Origin of the sequence: Antarctobacter sp., from assembly GCF_048262615.1 — a bacterium.
Classification (GTDB): domain Bacteria; phylum Pseudomonadota; class Alphaproteobacteria; order Rhodobacterales; family Rhodobacteraceae; genus Antarctobacter.
The window spans coordinates 1-21,140 of record NZ_JBLXFB010000008.1; the positions used below are offsets into that span (position 1 = coordinate 1).

The window sequence follows — 21,140 nt, forward strand, 5'->3', positions numbered from 1 at the left end:
GACCCCCCGGACGGACATCCCTTCGCCTGACGGGGACCACCGTGGCGGCGGTCACCCTCAGCGCCACCCTCGCCGCCGCCCTCGCCGCTACCTTCTGGACCCCAACATGGCCGCCCGGCCCGGCGGAGCGCGGGCAAACCTCGCCCGACATGGTGCAGAGCCCGGTGCAACTGCCCGGCGGCGCGGCGCTGCACGTCCAGCGCCACGAGGTCACCGTGGCGGAATGGAACGCTTGCCATGACGGGGGAGGGTGCGCGCTGCACCTCCGGGTGCGCCCCGGTATGGATGCCGCCACGACACCGGCCGCCGGGTTAAGCCATGTCGACGTGACCGAATATCTGGTCTGGATAAACGCGGCAACCGGGCATGACTTTCGCCTGCCGACCCTGTCGGAATGGGCTTTCCTGGCGCGCGACGTCCTGCCCAAAGCACCGGACCCGATCTTTACCGATCCGACGCTGACGTGGGCCTCTGCTTATCTCACCGAAGGGCTTGCGCCGCGCGCCTTGCAACCTCAGGGGAGTTTTTCGACCTCGCCCGAAGGGATCGTGGATCTTGACGGCAGCGTCTGGGAATGGACGCAGGAGTGTTATGCCGGTGCCGAAGACGGTGTCGATCCGGCCCGCTGCCCCGCCTATTTCGTGGGCGGAGAACATGTGGCGGCGATGTCCTACCTGATCCGCGATCCGGCGCGCGGCGGATGTGCGGTTGGCACCCCCCCGGCGCATTTGGGCATGCGCCTGGTCTCTGACAGGCCATTCTGAACTACCGAAACGGTTGCGCGTGTGTGGACGGCCGTTCCACACCGATGCAAAGCGGCACGGACCGGGTCGAAAGGGTCCGCGGACCGGGCCACGCATTCGCAGGTTCAAGCTGGGTGCCCTGCTTTGTTGGCGGTCTGCAGGTCTGTCGCAAATACGCAATGGGTCAGGCGGCCACGGCCTTGTCGCGTGGCCTGTCGCCCGTCTTGAAATGACCCACCAGCCGCGCAAGCGTCTGCGCATTGGTGTTCAACACCTGACCGGACGCGGTGGCCGTGTCGACCATGGCCGCGTTTTGCTGTGTGACACGGTCCAGTTGGCTGACGGCGGTGTTGATCTCGGTCAGCGCCACAGCCTGATCGGCGGCCCCCTGAGCGATCCCGGACATCATCTTGCTCACTTCGGCAAACTGATCGACGATGATGCCCATCGCATCGCCAGAGCGCCGAACCAGTTCAACGCCTTCCGCGATCTGCATCCGGCTTTCGGAAATCAGCCCCTTGATATCCGCGGCGGACGCGGCCGAGCGTTGTGCCAATGTGCGCACCTCGGAGGCGACTACGGCAAAGCCCTGGCCAGCCTCACCGGCGCGCGCGGCCTCGACCCCGGCGTTCAGCGCCAGAAGGCTGGTCTGATGGGCGATTTCGTCGATTGCGCCGATCATATGATCGATCTTGGAGGAAAATTCTTCGATCTGGCGCATCGCGTCGACCGACGCCGCGACCTTTCCGCTGCTTTCCTCGGCATGGCTGCGTGCGTGGTCCATCGCCCTTTCCACGCCACGGGCGCCGTCGGCGGCGGACTTGACGGACTGTGTCAGTTGCTCGACCGCGGCGGCGGTCTGTTCCAGCGTGGAGGCCTGATTTTCCGTTCGGCGCGACAGGTCGTCCGAAGAGCGGGTGATCGCATCCGCCCCGTCCCGGATGCTGGAGGCCTCGGCGGTGACTTCGTGGATGATGCGGCGCAGGGTTGCGACCGTGGCGTTGAAGTTTCGGCGCAGCCGCTCATACTGTTCGGGCAATTCGGTGTCGATTTCGCAATCCAGCCGGCCCTCGGACAGGGCAACAAACTTTTTATCGAAGATCGTGACAACCTGTTCGGCATAGTCCCGGCTTTGCGTCGCGCTGATTTCAGCTTGCCGCGCTGCCTCTGTCTGGGACTCCGCCTCGTTCCTCAGGCGGTGCGCGTCGGCGTCGGCGGACCGGCGCTGTTCCAGGTTGACCATGAGTACGGCGAATTCAAGGATCACGATAGAGGCGTGTACTGCCGTACGGGTCAGGTTGGCCGTCAGATCCGCGCTTGGGTAGACCAGCATGGGGGCAAGAAGACTGAGGGACAGGTGGTGCAGCGCCACCAGCGCCGTCGCAAAAACCAGCACTTTGCGTTTGCCCGATGTCGCGACGACAGCAAGGGCCACGAAAAACAGCATATGCGCATCGACCTGCCATTTGTGCCCCGCCAAGGCCGCGGTAATCACGATTGGAAAAGCCACAACGCTGAAGGCGCGACCCAGATCTTGGACGCCCTGTGCTGCGCGCCGGAGTGTCATCGGCAGGGCAATCAGCGCCAGACTGACAGGCGCATACACCTCCCATCGGGCATCTGGCACCAGAAAGAGCGCCACGAGAGTCGGCACCGGCAAGAGGCAGATGCAAAAGATCATCTCTACGCCCAGGGTCATCAGCGACTTTGGATGGCGTGCAGGCATCATGGAGACCCTTCGAATTCTTGCGGCATCAGCCTGCGCAGAGCGCAAGCACTGTCTCGCCGGGCACAACGAACAGCGCCCCGGCGGCGCGCAGGCGATCTACGCCGTTGGCGTCCGGGATTTCGACAAAAACGGCCAGTCCCGCACGGACCGGGCCGATTTGCGGGGCATTGGCCCGCGCCGCGATCCGGGCGGGCCCCATGCCCAGCGGCGAGGCGATCACCAGCGCCACCGAACCGACGGCAGGCTGTCCCTGCGCGGCCAGCGGAAGCACCGGGGCACAAAGAACGAGGCCAACCGCGGCCAGCGAGAAAGAGATTTCGGACATTTGGTTTCCTTCCGTGTCCATGGGTAGGGCGCGTAGGTTGTGAATTCGTGAAAACGCCCGCCGGTTTGTTTGTCGTTTTGGTCAACTTGATGACGGTTGCCCGGCACACTGATTGCAGGATAGGCATCCCTGCCTTCGCCACGCTGGGCCGGGGCGGTCGACCCGCCCTGTGCGCGACGCATGCGCGGCCCCAAGGGTCCAGGGACGTCCGCGGGGTCAGTCGCGGCTTGCACCGATCCCTCTGAGGTCATCTAATATTGTTTGGGATGGCCAAACGCCGACCCGCCTGTTGTGAAGGAGATGATATGAGCCTGAACCGACGCCCCGACGCGGACCGCCTGCCGGTCAGCCAACGCATTGATCAGCGGATGCCAAATCCCAAACGCCGCCAGATGCGCCCGACCGATTGGGCGATCCGGGGCGAGCTGTTCCTGAACTGCTCGTGTACGGTGTTCTGCCCCTGTGTGATCAGTCTGGGACAGCACGAACCGACCGAAGGGGATTGCAAGGCCTGGATGGCGATTGCCATCGACGAGGGTCATTTCGAAGGCGAGGATCTGACCGGCATCAACGTGGGCCTGATGGTGGAAATCCCCGGCAAGATGGCCGAGGGCGACTGGAAGGTGGCCGCCTATATCGACGACCGCGCCACGCCGCGCGCGTACAACGGCCTTCTCAAGATCCTGTCCGGAGAGGCGGGCGGCACCACCGGGCTGTTCACCTTGCTGGTGTCGCAGATCATCGGTCACGAACGTGAAAAGGTCGAGATCGTCCGCGAGGGCACCAAGCGCGGGCTGTATATCGGGCGCAAGATTCAGGGTGAGATAGAGATGGTTCAGGGGGCCTCACCGGATGAGCCCATCGTGATCAAGAACACAAAATACTGGATGGGGCCGGACGTGATCGTCGCCAAGGGGTTGAAAAGCAAGGTGCGTGACTATGGCCGTGTCTGGGACTTTTCCGGCAAATCAGGTGAAATCTGCGCGATCGACTGGAAAGGGCCGGGCAAATGATGATCACGCCGGGATATTGCCTGACCATGGCGCGCTACAACGCCTGGCAGAACCGGCAAGTGAAGGCCTGTTTCGGATCTCTGGACCCGGCGGCGCTGAAACAGGACCGCAAGGCGTTTTTCGGGTCGCTTCTGGGCACCGCAAATCATCTGCTCTGGGGCGACCTGATGTGGATGTCCCGGTTCACCGGGTCACCGCGGCCTGCGGGCGGGATAGAGGACACCCCGAACCTGACCGCAACCCGCGAGGATTGGGAGATTGCGCGGTTCCGCGCGGATGCCGATATCCTGATCTGGTCCGAACGGGTCAAGACGGTCGACCTGACCGGCGATCTGACCTGGTATTCCGGGGCGGTGGGGCGCGAGGTGTCCAAACCCATGGCGCTGTGCGTGGTCCATATGTTCAACCACCAGACGCATCATCGCGGCCAGATCCATGCCATGTTGACCGCCGCCGGGGTCAAGGCTCCGGTCAGCGATCTGGCGTTTATGCCCGCAGAGGGGCCGTGGCTGTAAGATGCGGGGGACGGGGGACGGACGCTGTTTCGCCTGACGGCGAAAGACGCCCCGCCCACCGTCCCATTGGCGATGCGCGATAACGCGTTTCGGAACAAAGGAGACACCCATGTTCAAGGCACTGCTTGTCGAAAAGGACGAGGACAGCGGCAAGACCTCTGCCAGCGTGCGCGAGATCGCTCTGGATGATCTGCCCGGAGCGGAGGTCACTGTGGCGGTCGACTATTCGACCGTGAACTACAAGGACGGGCTGTGCATCGGACCCGGCGGCGGTCTGGTCCGCAAGTATCCGCATGTGCCCGGTATTGATTTCGCAGGCACGGTCGAGGCGTCCTCGGACCACCGGTACAAACCGGGCGACAAGGTGGTTCTGACCGGTTGGCGTGTGGGTGAGGCGCATTGGGGCGGCTACGCGCAAAAGGCGCGGGTCAAGGCCGACTGGCTGGTGCCATTGTCCGAGGGGCTGGACACGCGGGCCGCCATGGCCGTGGGCACCGCCGGTCTGACCGCCATGCTGGCGATCATGGCGCTGGAGGATCACGGGCTGGAGCCCGGACACGGTCCGGTGCTGGTGACCGGGGCGGCGGGGGGCGTGGGGTCTGTCGCCACCGCTATCCTTGCCGCGCTGGGCCATGAGGTCGCCGCTGTGACAGGGCGTCCCGCGCAGGAGGGGTATCTGCGCGGTCTGGGCGCGTCCGAGATTGTCCCACGGGACGAATTGACGGAAATCACCCGCAAACCGCTGGAGGGTGAGCGTTGGGCAGGATGCATCGACGCGGTCGCTGGCGCGATGTTGGGCCGGGTGCTGAAACAGATGAAATACGGCACCTCCGTCGCGGCCATCGGTCTGGCCGGGGGCGCTGTGATCGAGGGCGCGCTGATCACGCCGTTTATCCTGCGCGGCGTCAATCTGCTGGGCATCGACAGCGTCATGCAGCCCTACGCCAACCGCGTCCGCGCCTGGCAGCGCATCGCGCGCGATCTGCCGATGGACAAGCTGGAGGCCATGGTGCAACCGGCGACCCTGTCCGATTTGCCGCAACTGGGGCGTGATATTCTCAGCGGTCAGGTCAAAGGCCGCGTGGTCGTGGACGTGAACGCATGACTTATGACGACCAGAACATCTTCGCCAAGATCCTGCGCGCCGAGATCCCCGCGACGCGGGTGTATGAGGACGACGACACGCTGTGTTTCATGGACATCTTCCCGCGCGCAGACGGGCATTGCCTGATCATCCCCAAGACGCCCTGCCGCAATCTTCTGGATGCCTCGCCTGCGCAACTGGCCGGTGTGATGGCCACAACGCAGAAGGTGGCCAATGCGGCGATGACGGCGTTGAAGGCGGACGGGATCACGGTGCAGCAGTTCAATGAGGGGCCGGGCGGGCAGGAGGTCTTTCACCTGCATTTCCACATTCTGCCGCGCTGGACGGGCGTTTCCCTGCGCCCGCCCGGACAACCCGGTGACATGGCGCGGATCGGCGAGATCGCGAACAAACTGCGCGCTGCCTTGCTCTGAACTCAACCTGAGGGCGCACCGGAGAGGGGCCAGTGCGTGCCGGATCATTTCCGGGACGGGGCCACGGGAGGCGGCGTGAATTGTCGTTTTCGGGCCAAAAAGGGACCCATCGGTTTGCGCCTTTCCGCCGAGCACCTCTAGCCTTGACGCAGCCGGGGAACCAAAACCGCTCCGGTTCGTTGTCTCACAGGACCGGGGTGCATCCGGCGCATCGGTCTGCAAAAAAACCGAAAAGGAGAGGGACGTGTTCAAACGGATCATGGTGCCGGTCGACCTCGCACATGCTGATCGCCTCGAAAGGGCGCTGGGTGTTGCGGCCGATCTGGCACGACACTACGGCGCCACCGTCATCTATGTCGGCGTCGCGGCGGCGACGCCCGGCGCGTTGGCGCATTCGCCAGCGGAATTTGCCGCCAAGCTAAAAAGCTTTGCCGAGGCCAAAGCCGCCGAAAGCGGCATTGACGCCGAAGCGCATGCCATGACAAGCCATGACCCCTCGACCGATCTGGACCCGACGTTGCTGAAAGCGGTGGGAGAGACCGGGGCGGATCTGGTGATCATGGCTAGTCATATACCCAACATCACCGACTACATCTGGCCGTCGAACGGCGGCACGGTGGCGAGCCACGCCAAGGTTTCGGTCATGGTGGTGCGCGCGTGATCGCGGGGAAGCCGGTCAACCGGCATTATACAAATGAACAGGGGGGTCAGGCATGACCGATGAAACAAATAATCAGGGCATCCCTGAACCGGAGGGGGCCTCCGACATCATCGAGACCGACTATGATATCGGTCAGGACAATATCGAGACGCGGGTCGGGCCGTTTCCGGTCGATATCCACAATCCGGTTTTTGTGATCTCGGCGTTAAGCGTCATTCTCTTCGTGATTTATGCATTGGTCGCGCCAACGCATGCTGGAAACTTCTTTTCAGGTGTGGATGCCAGCGCCGTGGAAGGCTGCGAGCCGGGGGCGTTTTGTGACATCGGCCTCAGAGCGTTCCTGACATCGACCTTCGACTGGTTCTTTCTGATGGCGGCGAATGTCTTTGTGCTGTTCTGCCTGCTGCTGGTCGTGACCCCGATGGGGTCGGTCCGGCTGGGCGGCGCGGATGCCAAGCCGGATTATGGGTATATCGGATGGTTTGCGATGCTGTTCGCCGCCGGCATGGGCATCGGTCTGATGTTCTTTGGCGTGCTGGAACCGGCCTATTACTTTGGCACCCCTTGGGGGGATGAGCCGCTGGGCGTGGTGCGGCCCTTTGCCGAAGACGGCACCTTGATCGAGGCAAACGTGCAAGAGGCGCGCCGGATGGCGCTGGCCGCCACCTCCTATCATTGGGCGTTGCACCCTTGGGCGATCTACGCGGTGGTGGCGCTGTCTCTGGCGCTGTTTTCCTACAACAAGGGTCTGCCGCTATCGATCCGCTCTGCCTTTTATCCGATCCTTGGGGATCGTGTCTGGGGCTGGTGGGGTCATGCGATCGACACGCTGGCGGTCTTTGCCACGCTGTTCGGTCTGGCAACCTCGCTGGGCCTTGGTGCGCAACAGGCCAATGCCGGGCTGGAGTTTGTCTATGGCATTCCGAACAACATCACGGTTCAGGTCATCCTGATCATCGGGATCACGGCGATTGCACTTGTATCGGTGCTGCGCGGGCTGGATGGCGGTGTGAAAGTGCTGTCGGAAATCAACATGGTGATCGCCATTGTCCTGCTGCTCTTTGTGCTGTTCGCCGCGGGCGCAACCGCCATTCTGGGAGAGTTCGTTTCGGGCATCGGGGCCTATTTCAAAGAGGTCATTCCGCTGTCGAACCCGTTTGGACGTGAGGATGACGGCTATCGTGAAGGGTGGACCGCCTTTTACTGGGCCTGGTGGATCAGCTGGTCGCCCTTTGTCGGCATGTTCATCGCACGGGTCAGCCGGGGCCGCACGGTGCGTGAGTTCATCATCTGCGTGCTGATCATCCCCAGCCTTGTCTGCGTGTTCTGGATGGCCGTGTTCGGCGGTGCCGCGATCAACGACATGATCGCCAACCCCGAGGCTTCGGCGGTCAAGGCTAACGTGATCGACAGTTACGCGCCCGAACTGTCGCTGTTCGCGATGTTGGACAGCCTGCCGCTGACGGCGATCACCTCGACCATCGGCATCGTGCTGGTCATCGTGTTCTTTGTGACCTCGTCGGACTCGGGGTCGCTGGTGATCGACACGATCACGGCAGGCGGCAAGGTCGACGCGCCGGTGCCGCAGCGGGTGTTCTGGTGTACCTTCGAAGGGCTTGTGGCCATCGCGCTGCTGATTGGCGGCGGCCTGACGTCCCTACAGGCCATGGTGATCTCGACCGGGTTGCCGTTCACGCTGGTGCTGCTGCTGATGTGCTACGCCATCTGGAAGGGCCTCGTGGCTGAACGCCAGTCACACTGAGGACCGGACAGATCCTGCAATCGAAAAGAGGCCCCGGCGGAAACGTCGGGGCCTTTGCCGTTTCCGGTGCACTGGTGGGTTGACGCCGCCCGATCCTCGGGCTTTGTCTCAGGCTCCGGGACATGGAGGAGGGTATCATGCTGGATGTCGATTTCGTGCGGGCGCAGTTCCCTGCCTTTTCCGAGCCGTCCCTTGAGGGGCAGGCGTTCTTCGAAAACGCGGGCGGGTCTTATACCTGCGCGCCGGTGATCGACCGGCTGACGCGGTTCTACCGCGAACGCAAGGTGCAACCCTACGGTCCGTTTGCGGCCAGTGAGGCCGCCGGGGCCGAGATGGATGAGGCCCGCCGCCGCCTGTCGGCGCTGCTGGGCGTGGACACCGATGAGCTCAGCTTTGGACCCTCGACCACGCAGAACACCTATGTTTTGGCCCGCGCCTTCCGGCAATTCATGCAACCGGGTGAGGCGATTGTGGTTACCAATCAGGACCATGAGGCCAACTCTGGCCCGTGGCGACGGCTGGAGGCCGAAGGGATCGAGATCCGCGAGTGGAAGGTCGACCCCGGCACCGGCCAGCTGAACCCCGAGGATCTGGAAGACCTGCTGGACGAAAAGGTGCGGCTGGTCTGCTTTCCGCATTGCTCCAACGTGGTGGGAGAGATCAACCCGGTGGTCGAGATCACGGCGCTGGCCCATGCGGCGGGGGCCTTTGTCTGTGTCGACGGGGTCAGTTATGCGCCGCACGGCTTTCCCGATGTGGGCGGGCTGGGGCCGGATATCTACCTGTTTTCCAGCTACAAGACCTACGGTCCCCATCAGGGGATCATGGTGGTGCGCCGGGCCCTGGCCGAGGTTCTGCCGAACCAGGCGCATTTTTTCAACGGGGCGAGCCTGACCAAAAAGTTCACGCCCGCCGGACCGGATCATGCGCAGGTGGCGGCCTGCGCGGGTATGGCCGATTACATCGACGCACTGGCGGCACACCACGGCTGCGCAGTCGGTGAGGTGCATGACCTGATGCGCGCGCATGAGGTCCGCCTGTTGCAGCCGCTTCTGGACTCGGTGGCGGGCCGTAACGGTGTGCGTCTGCTGGGGCCACGCGATGCGGAAACCCGCGCACCAACCGTGGCGCTGGCCTTGCCGGGGTCGGCGGCGGAGGCGGCGGCGGAACTGGCGCGCCACGGGATCATGGCAGCGGGCAGCGATTTCTACGCGGTGCGCCCTTTGCAGGCCATGGGGATCGACACGCAGCGCGGCGTTCTGCGGCTGTCCTTTGTCCACTACACATCTGAAGCAGACGTAACGAAGCTGATCGCGGCGCTGGACAGGGTTCTCTGATCCGGGCCTTGCCCTGTGCCAGCGCGCGCTATCTGACTGACGGGCAAGACCACAAAGGAACCCGCCTTGTCCGACCGATCCCCAATCCTTGTCTGGGTCCGCCGTGACCTGCGCCTGACCGACCATCCCGCCCTGAGCGCGGCCTGCAAGTCCGGTCGACCGGTGATTCCGGTGATGATCCGCGACAAGGTCATTGACGATCTGGGGGCCGCGCCGAAGTGGCGGATGGGTCTGGGGATCGGGCATCTGGCGGACCGCTATGAGGCCGCGGGCTCTCGTCTGATCCTGCGCTCCGGTGATGCCGTGGATGTGCTGAAAACGCTGGTCGACGAGACCGGGGCAGGGGCCGTGTACTGGATGCGGGCCTATGACCCGGTCAGCGTGGCGCGCGACACGGCGGTGAAATCGGCCCTGAAAGAGGCCGGACTGGAGGCGGAGAGTTTTGCCGGCCACCTGATGTTCGAGCCATGGACCGTCGAGACACAGCAAGGCGCGTTTTACAAGGTCTACACCCCGTTCTGGAAATCCGTGCGTGACCGGGGTGTGGCGGACCCGCTGCCTGCGCCGGGGCGCATCCCGGCACCGACGCGCTGGCCTGCCAGCGAGGCGCTGGAGGACTGGAAACTGGCGGCCGCGATGCGGCGCGGGGCCGAGGTGGTGCGCCCTTGGGTGCAGCTAGGCGAACAGGCCGCGCAGGGGCGGCTGGGGGCCTTCGTCGCGCATAAGGTCAAGGATTATGACACCACGCGCAACCTGCCCTGGACCGACGGCACCTCCTGCCTGAGTGAGAACCTCGCCCTGGGCGAGATTTCCCCGGCGCAATGCTGGCACGCGGGACGGCGGGCGATGGAAGAGGGCAGCAAGGGGGCCGAGACCTTTCTCAAGGAACTGGTCTGGCGTGAGTTCGCCTATCATCTGATGTGGCACACCCCGCGCCTGTTGGACAGCAACTGGCGCGAGGACTGGGAGGCGTTCCCGTGGAACACGGATGAGGACCGGCCGGAGGTCATCGCATGGAAACAGGGGCGCACGGGAATTCGGTTTGTCGATGCGGGGATGCGTGAGATGTATGTCACGGGACGGATGCACAATCGCGCGCGGATGATCGTGGCGTCTTACCTGACCAAACACCTCATGACCCATTGGAAGATCGGGATGCGCTGGTTCGAGGAGTGCCTGATCGACTGGGACCCGGCGTCCAACGCGATGGGCTGGCAATGGTCGGCGGGGTCCGGACCGGACGCGACCCCCTATTTCCGGGTCTTCAACCCCGTCACCCAGCGAGACAAGTTTGACCCCAACCGGGTCTACGTGGATCGCTGGATTGCCGAGGGGCGCAAATCACCGACGGATACGGCGCAAAGTTATTTTGACGCCATTCCGCGTAGCTGGAACCTGTCCGCACAAGACCCGTACCCCGAGCCGATTGTCGGCGCGGACGAAGGGCGCAAACGCGCCCTGTCTGCTTATCAGGACCGCGGGTTCTGAACCGCGGTCAGTTGGTGACGCCGCCCATGCGGTCCATCTTGACCCAGCCGGTGGTGTTGCCGGCATAGGCGATCTTGCACACCGGCTTGGCGTCCGAACAGGTCTCGACATAGCCACCTTCGCCGGGGGCGAGGGTGCCGGTCTTTTGGGTGAACTCCACGTCGCTGTAGACCGCGACGGGCAAGGCCGACATGTTGAAGTAGGGGATGTCGCGGGCCACATTGCTTTCCCACGACCCGCCAGCCACGGCCTTGGGCTGAACCTCGCGCACGGGTTCGGACAGGGACATGGCAGGAGCCGCGGCGGGCGCGGTGGTTTTGGTTTTTTCGACACCCACGAAATTCATGACCTTGCTACATCCAGTGGTTGCAAGGCCGCAAAGAAAAACGGCTACTAATTGCTTTTTCATCGGTCGTCTCCCGCATCGAGGGAACATATCGCTCCGGAATGACTCCAGAAAACACCAAGTTTGCCAGAATCCAAAGCACAAATCCTTGTCTCGAAGGGCTTCGGCCATAAACTTTGGGAAACAACAGGCATCTTGAAAGAAACTCATGCATCTGACCGACACTTTTGGCCAAGCGGAACTTCCCCGCTATTTCACGCGGGTGTTCGACCTTGCCCGCAGGATGCAGCGGGGGCGGCTGGATTTTGTCCTGCGGGATGGACGTGTGTTTCGCGCGGAGGGGCGCGTGGCCGGGCCCGTCGCCGAATTGCACTTGCTGAACAATGACATATTCGCCCGGTTGATCCGCGAAGGCGATCTTGGATTTTGCGAGGCTTATCTGGATGAATGGTGGTCGACGCCGGATCTGATCGGGTTTCTGGACCTTGTTCACGCCAATGAAGAGATGTTCGACGGCTACCCCGGCGGCGGCCTTGTGCGCGCATGGGAACGGCTGCGGTTCTGGCTGCAATCCAACAGCAAGCGGCAGGCGAAAAAGAACATCTCGCACCACTATGATCTGGGCAATGCGTTCTACGGGCTGTGGCTGGACGACTCGATGACCTATTCCTCGGCGTTGTTCGGCACCGGACAGGAGAGCCTCGAAACGGCGCAAGAGCTGAAATACGCCTCGATGATCGACCAGATGGGGGCCGTGCCCGGCGATCACGTGCTTGAGATCGGCTGCGGCTGGGGCGGGTTCGCGGAATATGCGGCGCGGGAACGCGGATTGCGCGTCACCGGGCTGACCATCAGCCGCGAGCAATTTGTCTACGCGCAGGACCGGATCGCGCGGGCGGGGCTGTCGGATCGTGTGGAGTTCAAGTTGCAGGACTACCGCGACGAACGCGGCAGTTATGACGGCATCGCCTCGATCGAGATGTTCGAGGCGGTGGGACAGAAATACTGGCCCGTCTACTTTGACACGGTGCGCGAGCGGCTGAAGCCCGGAAAATCCGCGACGCTGCAAATCATCACCGTGCAGCACAAGCGGTGGGAGGTCTATCGGCGCGGGGTGGATTTCATGCAGAAGTACATCTTTCCCGGCGGGATGCTGCCCTCACCGGTGGTGCTGCGACAAGAGGTAGAGCAGGCGGGCCTAGAGGTCGTGCGCAGTCTGGAATTCGGCGAAAGCTATTCGCAGACGCTGCGCCGCTGGCACGACACCTTCAACAGCCGTTGGGAGGATATTTCCGCACTGGGCTTTGACGAGCGATTCCGGCGGATGTGGAATTTTTACCTCGCCTCTTGCGCGGCGACCTTTCACAGCGGTAACTGTGACGTGACCCAGATCACGATTGCAAAGCCAGCCTGACACATGCCCAATGCCGCGAAACTTTTTGCCGCCCTCGGCCTTGCGGCGTTGGGCTGGATCATTTCGGACATGATCAAGCCGCTGGTGCCGTTCAGCGTCGACTTTGGCTATTTCAACTATGTCAACGCCTGCATCGGTGTGCTGATGGGCTGGCTGTTTCTGGGCCCGCGGGCGGGCGAGGGCGTGACCTCGGCGATCAACAACGGGGTCACCAGTGCGGTCGCCATGGTGATTGTGGGGGTCTTGGTGCAGGGCACAAATGAGATGGTGCGCCTGTCATTTGCCCGCCGCTACGACTCTCCCATCGAAGCCATTGCTGCGATCTTTGAGAAAAGCATCGATTACGGGCTGATCCTGTGGGACTTGCAGTTGATCCTGACGCTGCTGGGCGGGGCCATCGCGGTTGCGCTGGTGGTCGAGATGGCGGGCAGACGCTGGAGGTAACCCTGTCAGACCTGTTTTTCTACGGAACGCTGCGGCATCAGCCGCTGCTGGAGCTTGTGTTGGGCCGGGTGCCCGACATGCTGCCCGCGCGGTTGGCCGATCACGGGGTTGTCTGGGCCGAGGGTCAGGCCTTTCCGCTGATCCAAGTACAGGCCGGGGCCGAGGCGGAGGGCGTGCTGGTGCGCGGACTCAGCGATGCGGACCGCGCGGCGCTGGATTTCTACGAGGGTGGCTTTGTCTATGCCTTGCGTCCGGTGACGGTACAGACCGCCGAGGGGCGGCAGGCGGCAGAGGTCTATTTTCCGCAGACGGATCGGTGGCGGCCGGGGGCGGAGTGGTCGCTGGACGACTGGGTCGCGCGCTGGGGCGCGGTGACGATGGCGGCGGCGCGTGAGGTGATGGACCGGCGCGGCTCTTATAGCGCGCAAGAGGTGGCGGGGATGCTGCCGTTCTTCCGCGCGCGGGCCTGGGCGGGGCAGATCGCGGCCAAGGGCGCGCCGCAGACCTTGCGACGGGCCAGCGGCATGGAGGATGTCGATTATCAGGGGCTGCGGGGGACGCCGTACAAGGGCTTTTTCCGCATTGATCCCTTCCGCCTGCGCTACCGGCGCTTTGATGGCGAATGGAGCGCGCCGCTGGAGCGGGAGTGTTTCATCGCCTTCGATGTGGCGCTGGTGCTGCCCTATGATCCGGTTCTGGACAAGGTGCTGCTGATCGAGCAGATGCGGTTCGGTCCGATCCATCGCGGCGATCCGGCCCCTTGGGTACTGGAGGCGGTGGCGGGCGTGGTCGATGCGGGAGAGACCCCCGAAGAGGCGGCGCGGCGCGAGGCGGTGGAAGAGGCGCATGTGGATGTGAAGGCGCTGCGTCTGGCCTGCCGGGGCTATGCCTCGCCCGGCTACACCACCGAGTTTTATCATGCCTATGTGGGCCTGTGTGACCTGTCCGGGCGCGACAAGGGGCTGGCGGGGCTTGATGAGGAACATGAGGATATCCGCAGCCATGTGGTGCCTTTCGATCAGGCGATGGCGCTGGTGGAAACGGGGGAGATCAACGTCCTGCCGCTGGTCATGCTGATCAACTGGGTCGCGGCGAGACGGGACCAGTTGCGGGCGGGCTGAGGAGGGCTGTCCACGCGTGGACAGCGATGCCGCCTAGATAAATCAAAGGCTTACAGAGACGGTTTTACCTTTTGGTAACACTCGGCCGGGTCCGGGAGGCGGCGCGCGTTTCGGTCTGGATGAGCGGAACAAGGTCCCGCCCACCGTCCCCGGCGGCGGCTGGGGTCAGCCCGCAGGCGGCGCTGCCTTCGCGCTGTGGGGTTGGACCACATCCGCCAGCGGATTGCCGTTCGGGGTGGCAAAATCCGCCTTTTGTGGCCCCCGCGACCCGAAGGCGGTCCGGGATCGGCGGTGGGTGAGGTCAGCCGTCAAGCAGCGCCGCCAGCGCGCTCTGTGGCCGCACCACATCGGCCAGCGTATATCCGTCCAGCGTGGCAAAAAACGCCTCTTGCGCCTGTGCCAGCGGCCCCCGCAACCCGCAGGCGGGCAGGATCAGGCAGGAGGTGTTGGTTCCGAAACACTCTGCCACCGGATCATCGCGTTTCATCGCCCGCACCACGTCGCCGATGCGGATCAGCTCCGCCCGACGATCAAGGGTCAAGCCGCCGTTGCGCCCGCGTTCGGAGCGCACAAAGCCCTCGGCCACAAGCTGTGTCGCGACCTTGGACAGGTGATGGTCCGACAGGGCGTAAAGCGCGGCAATCTGCGAGGTCGGCACGCGGTCGGGGGCGCGCACCGCCAGAGTGATCAAGATCCGCAAGGCGTAGTCGGTGAATTTATCCAGCTGCATGATGTCTTATTTAGCATTTGAAATGCGCATTTGATAGTGCTAGATATTGCGCATCGAAAATACCAATTAAAGGCGAATCTCATGACTCTGTCCGAAGCCTTTCTGTGGCCGGGAACAAAGGCCTGCGAAAAAATGGGCGTCGATCCGGAAGGCGAGGCGGGATTGCTGCGCTGGATGGTCAACACGCTGGTCTATCTGGTGCTGAGTCTGACCGTGGTCTGGGTGCTGGTGGTGTGACCATGCCGCCGCGCATTCCCGTCACCGTGGCGCAGATTGAAACGGTTGTGGCCCGGTTCTATGCCCGCGTGCGCGTCGATCCGGTGCTTGGGCCGGTGTTTGCCGCCCATGTGGCCGACTGGCCGCCGCATGAGGCCAAGATCGTGCGGTTCTGGCGCAACGCCCTGTTGATGGAGCGTTGCTATAACGGCAATCCGATGCAGGTGCATGCCGCTGCGGGCAACGTCAGAAGCGCCCATTTTGCGGCCTGGCTGTCGTTGTTCGACAGCGTTCTGCAAGAGGAACTGCCGCCGATGCTGGCCGCGTCGTGGTCGGCGCTGGCGCATAGAATCGGACGCGGGCTGAGCTATGGGCTGCCGGAGAATGCGCTGGGCTGTCCGGTCTAGCGCACCACCGGGTCCGGACCGCCGAAAGGCCCCTTTGGCCTGTGCGCCCGTCAGCGCGCCGATCCTTATGTTCATGCGCTGTTGCCGGGTCTTGGCCGGTGATGGACGGTTGCGGGGCAGGGGATGACCCGCCCACCCAACGTCCTTATCCCTGCATATCGACCGGGGATTTGCCGGTGCCGGGAAGGACGGTCCCGGCGGCGTCTTGTGCCCTGATCGAGGGGGGGCGGGGGCGGACGTGTGCCCGCGTAACATGCTGAAAACCGGGGACTCCGGCCGGGGCGTCCCTGTGCGCGGAGGTCGGCACAGCGGCCGGGTGCAGACCAGATCGGGCAGTTTTTCCGGGCCAGACGGTTGAAATCCAAAGAAACGGCAACAGGTCCTTCGATCTGGAACGCCGAGCCGGTGCGGGGACTGAACTGCGCCGGGCCAAAGCTTCGGCGTCTTGAGTTCCCCCTACACGGGCCCTAAACCAAGGGGAACTGGGATCGAAAGGACATGTCATGCGCAATTCGCAGGACCTCGCACAGGCCGTCGGGCAGACGCCGCTGATCAAGCTTCGCAAGGCGTCGGAACTGACCGGCTGCGAGATCTGGGGCAAGGCAGAGTTCATGAACCCCGGCCAGTCGGTCAAGGACCGCGCGGCGCTGTACATCATCAAAGACGCCATCGCCAAAGGCCAGCTGGAGCCGGGCGGCACCATTGTCGAGGGCACCGCCGGCAACACCGGCATCGGCCTTGCGCTGGTCGGCGCCTCGATGGGGTTCAAGACGGTGATCGTCATGCCCGAAACGCAGAGTCAGGAAAAGAAGGACATGCTGCGGCTGGCCGGTGCCGAACTGGTGCTGGTGCCTGCGGCGCCCTACAAGAACCCCAACAACTATGTGCGCTATTCCGGTCGGCTGGCGGCGGAACTGGCCAAGACAGAGCCGCATGGCGCGGTCTGGGCCAACCAGTTCGACAACGTGGCCAACCGGCTGGCGCATATCGAAACCACCGGCCCCGAGATCTGGGAACAGACCGGCGGCAAGGTGGACGGGTTCATCTGCGCGGTGGGCTCTGGCGGCACGGCGGCGGGTGTCGGCATGGCCTTGCAGCCCAAAGGCGTGAAATGCGGCATCGTCGATCCGATGGGGTCGGGGATTTATTCGCTCTACACCGAAGGCGAGGCCAAGCCCGAGGGCAGTTCGATCTCCGAAGGCATCGGGCAGGGGCGGATCACCGCCAACCTCGAAGGCTTCAAACCCGATTTCCTGACGCAGGTGAGCGACGAAGAGGCGTTGCCGATCGTGTTCGATCTGCTGGCCGACGAGGGCCTGTGCATGGGCGGGTCCACCGGCATCAACATCGCGGGGGCCATCCACATGGCGCGCGAGATGGGGCCGGGGCATACCATCGTCACGGTGCTGTGTGACTACGGCACACGGTATCAGTCCAAGCTGTTCAACCCCGACTTCCTGCGCGACAAGGGTCTGCCGACCCCGCCGTGGATGTCGCGCGGGCCGTCCAGCATTCCCGGCGTATTCGAGGACGCATGACCCTGAGTTTCCGCACGGCCCTCCGGCCCGCCGCCGCCCTTCTTGTTGTTCTGTTCCTCTGGGCCACAAGTGTTCTGGCCCAACAAGCGACCCCGCCCGACTACACCTCTTGGCAAACCATCGCCGCGCGCGCCGAGGCCATGGTCGATTCCGAGCGGGCCTCGGATGAGCGGCTGGAAACGCTGCGCGCGCAGATCGCCACATGGCGGGAGCAGTTCCTTGCCGCGCAGAGCGTCAACACCGCGCGCATCCAGACGCTGGAGGCGCAGATCAAGGCGCTGGGCCCGGAGCCGGAATCCGGGACCGAGTCGGTCGAGATCAAGAACCAGCGCAGCGAGCTGAGCACCCAGCTTGCCGACCAGCGCGCGCCCGTGCTGCGGGCAGAGGCGGCCTATTCGCGGGCCAATGCCATCATCGGCGAGATCGACCGGATCATCCGGGAACGGCAGGCCGATGCGCTGCTGGAGTTCGGGCCATCGCCGTTGAACCCGGTCCATTGGCCGGGCGCGGTGCAGAACCTGCGCAGCACCTTTGTGTCGCTGTGGAACGAAATCAACGCCAACGTGGGCTCGCGCACGGCGCGGACGGCGGCGTTGCAGAACGCGCCCGCGGTTTTGCTGTACCTGATTGTCGGCATCATGCTGATCGCGCGCGGACAGGTCTGGGCCCGCACCGCCGTCGAAAAGCTGCGCAGCGGCACGCGGCGGGGAACAGGGGTGTTCCGCTTTCTGGTGTCGCTGGCGCAGATCCTGCTGCCTTATCTGGGCATCGTCGCGCTGTTGCAGGCGCTGAAGACAACCGGCTTTGCGGTGGATGAATGGAACGTGCTGCTGGGCAAGCTGCCGTTCTGGGCGGCGCTGATGTTCGGCATCCGCTGGCTGGCGGATCAGGCGTTCAACCGCGACAACGAGGTCGCCGCCCTGCCGCTGCCGATGGACGAGCGGCCCAAGGCGCGCCGCTTGGCGAACGGGCTGGCCTTTCTCTATGTGCTCGAAGCCTTTGTCGCGACGCTGATCGAATTTGACGGCTATCCGACGGCGACCGCGACCGTGGTGCAGTTCCCGGTGCTGTTGCTGTCGGGGTTCCTGCTGTTCCGCATGGGCCGGTTGCGCAACGAGGCGCCGATCGTCGGGTCGAACGCGGCCCGCGAACAGGGGCCGGGGGATTTCCGCCTGCGCTTTGCCAAGCTGCTGGGGCGGATCATTCAGGTCGTGGGCATCGTCGGGCCGATCATGGCCGCCGTGGGCTATTTCAAGGTCGGCGAGGCGCTGGTCTATCCCGCCATCGCGACGCTGGCGCTGGTTGGCCTTGTGATGGTGATGCAGCGCTTCATGACCAACCTTTACGAGTTGATCACCGGGCGGCATCCGGACCAATCCGAAAGCCTGCTGCCGGTGCTGGCGGGGTTCATCCTTGCGCTGGGGGCACTGCCGGCGCTGGCGCTGATCTGGGGCGCGCGGGTGGCGGACCTGACAGAGATCTGGGCGCGCGCTCAGGAAGGCATCGCGCTGGGGGATACGCGCATTTCGCCGACCTCGATCATCGTGGTGATCGTGGTCTTTGCCACCGGCTATATGCTGACGCGGCTGATGCAGGGGGCGCTGCGCACCTCGGTTCTGCCCAAGACCAAGCTGGATCAGGGCGCGCAGAACGCGGTGGTGTCGGGCATCGGCTACGTGGGGATTTTCCTTGCGGTCATCATCTCGGTGACGGCGGGCGGTCTGGACCTGTCGTCGCTGGCCATTGTCGCCGGGGCGCTGTCGGTCGGGATCGGTTTCGGCCTGCAAAACATCGTGTCCAACTTTGTCTCCGGGATCATCCTGCTGATCGAACGGCCCATCGGCGAGGGCGACTGGATCGAGGTGGGCGGCACCCATGGCATCGTCAAGGACATCTCTGTCCGCTCGACCCGGATCGAGACCTTTGACCGCTTCGACGTGATCATCCCCAACGCCGATCTGGTGTCGGGCACGGTGTCGAACTACACCCGTGGCAATTCTCTGGGCCGGATCATCATTGACGTCGGCGTGGCCTACGGCTCGGACACCCGCAAGGTTGAGCGCATCCTGCTGAACATCGCGCGCGAGCACGAGATGGTGCTGATGAACCCCGCGCCAGCGGTGGATTTCATGAATTTCGGCGCCGATTCGCTGGATTTCCGCATCCGGGCGGTCCTGCGCGACATCGGGCACGGCATGGCGGTCAAGACCGAGATGCGCCATCAGATCGTCGAGCGGTTCACCGAGGAAGGCATCGAGATTCCCTTTGCGCAGCGCGATCTCTGGCTGCGCAATCCCGATGTGCTGGCCGAGGCGGTCGAAACCCGCTGGACCGCCGCAAGCGCCGACCGCGAAAGCGCGCAGAACGGCAGCACGCCGCGCAAGTCGACGGCGGTCATGGGCGACGAGCGCGTGGGTGACGAGGACGAGGGCTGAGCATCATGGATCTGTACCGCGAAGACCCCTATCTGCGGGACGCCCCCGCCGAGGTGGTGGCGCTGACCGACGAGGGCGGCATCGTCCTGTCGCAAACGATCTTTTACCCCACCGGCGGCGGCCAGCCCGGTGACAGCGGCTGGCTGGAGTGGGGCGGGCAGCGCCTGCCCATCGCCACAAGCCTGAAGGGCGAGGCGGGCGCATCGGTTCTGGTGCCCGCAGAGCCTGCCTCGCTGCCTCCCGTCGGCACGCCGGTGATGCAGGTGCTGGACTGGGAGCGCCGCCACCGGCACATGCGCATCCACACCGCGCTGCATCTGCTGAGCGTGGTGGTGCCGCTGCCGGTGACCGGCGGGCAGGTGGGCGCGGGTGCCGGGCGGCTGGATTTCCTGATGCCGACCCCGCCGGACGACCGCGACGGGATCGAAGCGGCGCTGAACCGGCTGGTGGACCGCGATCTGGAGGTCAGCGAGGGCTGGATCACCGAGGCCGAACTGGACGCGCGGCCCGATCTGGTCAAGACCATGTCGGTGCAGCCGCCGCGCGGCGCGGGCCAGATCCGTCTGGTGCGGATCGGCACCGGGACCGAGCAGGTGGACCTGCAACCCTGCGGCGGCACCCATGTGGCGCGCACCGGCGAGATCGGCGCGCTGAAGCTTGGCAAGATCGAGAACAAGGGCAAGCAGAACCGCCGGGTTCATATCGCGCTGACCTGAGGGGCCATCGCCGCAGGCTGTGCAGATGGCGCGCGGCGCGCTATCCTGCCGGGATTGAGTGATTTCAGACCGGAGGATTTAGATATGCGCCTTGTCCTGTTTCTTTGCGGATTTGCGGTGGCCGCGCCTGTTGCCGCCGAGGTCGACACCGTGGCCTTTCTCCAGAGTTGCCGCGACCTGCATCAGGGCCGCGCGGGCGGCGAGACCTGCGAAGCCATGATGGAGGGGGCCTTGGGGGCCTTCAGCCTGATCGGGGCGGATTACATGCCGCTGTCGGCGGAAATGGGCTATTGCCTGATGCCCGACATGACCGCGGTCGAGGCGGCCACGGCCATCGTGCGCTATGCTGATCGCGACCCGGAGTGCGCCCAGCTGGCGCATTTCTCGATGTGCATGAACCTTGCGTTTCAGGAGACCTATGGCGGGTCGTGTTGATTGGAGTATTGGGGACGCTGGCGTGATCCAGCGGAGCGCTGACGCGCACAGGTTCAGCGCCTGCGGCGCGGCGCTGTGGTGGGGTGACGTGTCTTGTCGCTGTGGTGCGGGTGAGAGCGGGCTGGCAGCTTCTGGATTCACCCGAACGAAGATCGGTGGCGGGTTTGGGGTGCGGTCAGCGTTTCTTGAGCGGGACGCCGTAGAGTTCCATGCGGTGGCCCTTGAGCCGGTAGCCGAGTTTTTCGGC

General features: G+C 64.2%; 22 protein-coding genes. 18 read left to right on the forward strand and 4 right to left on the reverse strand.

Annotated features, from left to right (window positions below):
- The coding region (locus ACN0S5_RS10510) for a formylglycine-generating enzyme family protein (protein WP_417208140.1) at positions 1-764 on the forward strand (764 nt) is incomplete at its 5' end.
- A 163-nt stretch (positions 765-927) separates the two neighbouring features.
- Here ACN0S5_RS10510 and ACN0S5_RS10515 read toward each other — a convergent pair.
- Positions 928-2,472, reverse strand: a complete 1,545-nt coding sequence (locus ACN0S5_RS10515) for a methyl-accepting chemotaxis protein (RefSeq protein ID WP_417208141.1) — start codon at positions 2,470-2,472, stop codon at positions 928-930.
- Between the two features lie 25 nt (positions 2,473-2,497).
- Positions 2,498-2,797, reverse strand: coding sequence for a hypothetical protein (locus tag ACN0S5_RS10520; protein WP_417208142.1), 300 nt, complete (start codon positions 2,795-2,797; stop codon positions 2,498-2,500).
- Positions 2,798-3,102: 305 nt separating this feature from the next.
- On the opposite strand from ACN0S5_RS10520, the gene ACN0S5_RS10525 reads away from it, so the two are divergent.
- From ACN0S5_RS10525 to ACN0S5_RS10560, 8 genes are all read left to right on the forward strand, one after another.
- On the forward strand, positions 3,103-3,810 hold the full coding sequence (locus ACN0S5_RS10525) for a DUF1326 domain-containing protein (RefSeq protein ID WP_417208143.1): 708 nt from the start codon (positions 3,103-3,105) through the stop codon (positions 3,808-3,810).
- On the forward strand, positions 3,807-4,325 hold the full coding sequence (locus ACN0S5_RS10530; RefSeq protein ID WP_417208144.1) for a DinB family protein: 519 nt from the start codon (positions 3,807-3,809) through the stop codon (positions 4,323-4,325). The genes ACN0S5_RS10525 and ACN0S5_RS10530 overlap by 4 nt, the downstream gene beginning before the upstream one ends.
- A gap of 109 nt (positions 4,326-4,434) precedes the next feature.
- Positions 4,435-5,430 carry an acryloyl-CoA reductase gene (gene acuI, locus ACN0S5_RS10535; RefSeq protein WP_417208145.1) on the forward strand — a complete coding sequence of 332 codons (996 nt, stop codon included), beginning with the start codon at positions 4,435-4,437 and terminating at the stop codon, positions 5,428-5,430.
- Positions 5,427-5,843: an HIT family protein gene (locus tag ACN0S5_RS10540; RefSeq protein WP_417208146.1), complete on the forward strand. Its 417-nt coding sequence runs from the start codon at positions 5,427-5,429 to the stop codon at positions 5,841-5,843. The genes acuI and ACN0S5_RS10540 overlap by 4 nt, the downstream gene beginning before the upstream one ends.
- A 244-nt stretch (positions 5,844-6,087) precedes the next feature.
- Complete coding sequence (locus ACN0S5_RS10545; RefSeq protein ID WP_417208147.1) at positions 6,088-6,504, forward strand: universal stress protein; 417 nt, start codon at positions 6,088-6,090, stop codon at positions 6,502-6,504.
- A 52-nt stretch (positions 6,505-6,556) separates the two neighbouring features.
- On the forward strand, positions 6,557-8,266 hold the full coding sequence (locus ACN0S5_RS10550; protein WP_417208148.1) for a BCCT family transporter: 1,710 nt from the start codon (positions 6,557-6,559) through the stop codon (positions 8,264-8,266).
- Between the two features lie 137 nt (positions 8,267-8,403).
- Complete coding sequence (locus ACN0S5_RS10555; RefSeq protein WP_417208149.1) at positions 8,404-9,603, forward strand: aminotransferase class V-fold PLP-dependent enzyme; 1,200 nt, start codon at positions 8,404-8,406, stop codon at positions 9,601-9,603.
- 66 nt (positions 9,604-9,669) lie between these two features.
- On the forward strand, positions 9,670-11,091 hold the full coding sequence (locus ACN0S5_RS10560) for a cryptochrome/photolyase family protein (RefSeq protein ID WP_417208150.1): 1,422 nt from the start codon (positions 9,670-9,672) through the stop codon (positions 11,089-11,091).
- Between the two features lie 7 nt (positions 11,092-11,098).
- Here ACN0S5_RS10560 and ACN0S5_RS10565 read toward each other — a convergent pair whose 3' ends face one another.
- On the reverse strand, positions 11,099-11,437 hold the full coding sequence (locus ACN0S5_RS10565) for a hypothetical protein (protein WP_417208151.1): 339 nt from the start codon (positions 11,435-11,437) through the stop codon (positions 11,099-11,101).
- 208 nt (positions 11,438-11,645) lie between these two features.
- On the opposite strand from ACN0S5_RS10565, the gene ACN0S5_RS10570 reads away from it, so the two are divergent.
- The 3 genes from ACN0S5_RS10570 to ACN0S5_RS10580 are packed head-to-tail and all read left to right on the forward strand — an operon-like array spanning position 11,646 to position 14,416.
- On the forward strand, positions 11,646-12,851 hold the full coding sequence (locus ACN0S5_RS10570; protein WP_417208152.1) for a class I SAM-dependent methyltransferase: 1,206 nt from the start codon (positions 11,646-11,648) through the stop codon (positions 12,849-12,851).
- A gap of 3 nt (positions 12,852-12,854) precedes the next feature.
- Entirely contained in the window at positions 12,855-13,295 is a 441-nt protein-coding gene (locus tag ACN0S5_RS10575) for a TrgA family protein (RefSeq protein ID WP_417208153.1), read from the forward strand.
- Positions 13,208-14,416, forward strand: coding sequence for an NUDIX domain-containing protein (locus tag ACN0S5_RS10580; RefSeq protein ID WP_417208154.1), 1,209 nt, complete (start codon positions 13,208-13,210; stop codon positions 14,414-14,416). Before ACN0S5_RS10575 ends, ACN0S5_RS10580 begins: the two co-directional genes overlap by 88 nt.
- A 301-nt stretch (positions 14,417-14,717) precedes the next feature.
- On the opposite strand, the gene ACN0S5_RS10585 is transcribed toward ACN0S5_RS10580, so the two are convergent.
- Positions 14,718-15,146 carry an RrF2 family transcriptional regulator gene (locus ACN0S5_RS10585; RefSeq protein ID WP_417208155.1) on the reverse strand — a complete coding sequence of 143 codons (429 nt, stop codon included), beginning with the start codon at positions 15,144-15,146 and terminating at the stop codon, positions 14,718-14,720.
- Between the two features lie 81 nt (positions 15,147-15,227).
- Between ACN0S5_RS10585 and ACN0S5_RS10590 the strand changes: the two genes are divergently transcribed.
- From ACN0S5_RS10590 to ACN0S5_RS10615, 6 genes are all read left to right on the forward strand, one after another.
- Positions 15,228-15,383, forward strand: a complete 156-nt coding sequence (locus ACN0S5_RS10590) for a hypothetical protein (protein WP_417208156.1) — start codon at positions 15,228-15,230, stop codon at positions 15,381-15,383.
- Between the two features lie 2 nt (positions 15,384-15,385).
- Positions 15,386-15,769, forward strand: a complete 384-nt coding sequence (locus ACN0S5_RS10595; RefSeq protein WP_417208157.1) for a group III truncated hemoglobin — start codon at positions 15,386-15,388, stop codon at positions 15,767-15,769.
- Positions 15,770-16,272: 503 nt separating this feature from the next.
- Positions 16,273-17,307 (forward strand): cysteine synthase A, encoded by a 1,035-nt coding sequence (locus ACN0S5_RS10600; protein WP_417208158.1) that lies wholly within the window; start codon positions 16,273-16,275, stop codon positions 17,305-17,307.
- Positions 17,304-19,742, forward strand: coding sequence for a DUF3772 domain-containing protein (locus ACN0S5_RS10605; protein ID WP_417208159.1), 2,439 nt, complete (start codon positions 17,304-17,306; stop codon positions 19,740-19,742). The genes ACN0S5_RS10600 and ACN0S5_RS10605 overlap by 4 nt, the downstream gene beginning before the upstream one ends.
- Positions 19,743-19,747: 5 nt before the next feature.
- Positions 19,748-20,458: an alanyl-tRNA editing protein gene (locus ACN0S5_RS10610; RefSeq protein ID WP_417208160.1), complete on the forward strand. Its 711-nt coding sequence runs from the start codon at positions 19,748-19,750 to the stop codon at positions 20,456-20,458.
- Positions 20,459-20,542: 84 nt separating this feature from the next.
- Positions 20,543-20,893 carry a hypothetical protein gene (locus ACN0S5_RS10615; protein WP_417208161.1) on the forward strand — a complete coding sequence of 117 codons (351 nt, stop codon included), beginning with the start codon at positions 20,543-20,545 and terminating at the stop codon, positions 20,891-20,893.
- Positions 20,894-21,140: the final 247 nt, after the last annotated feature.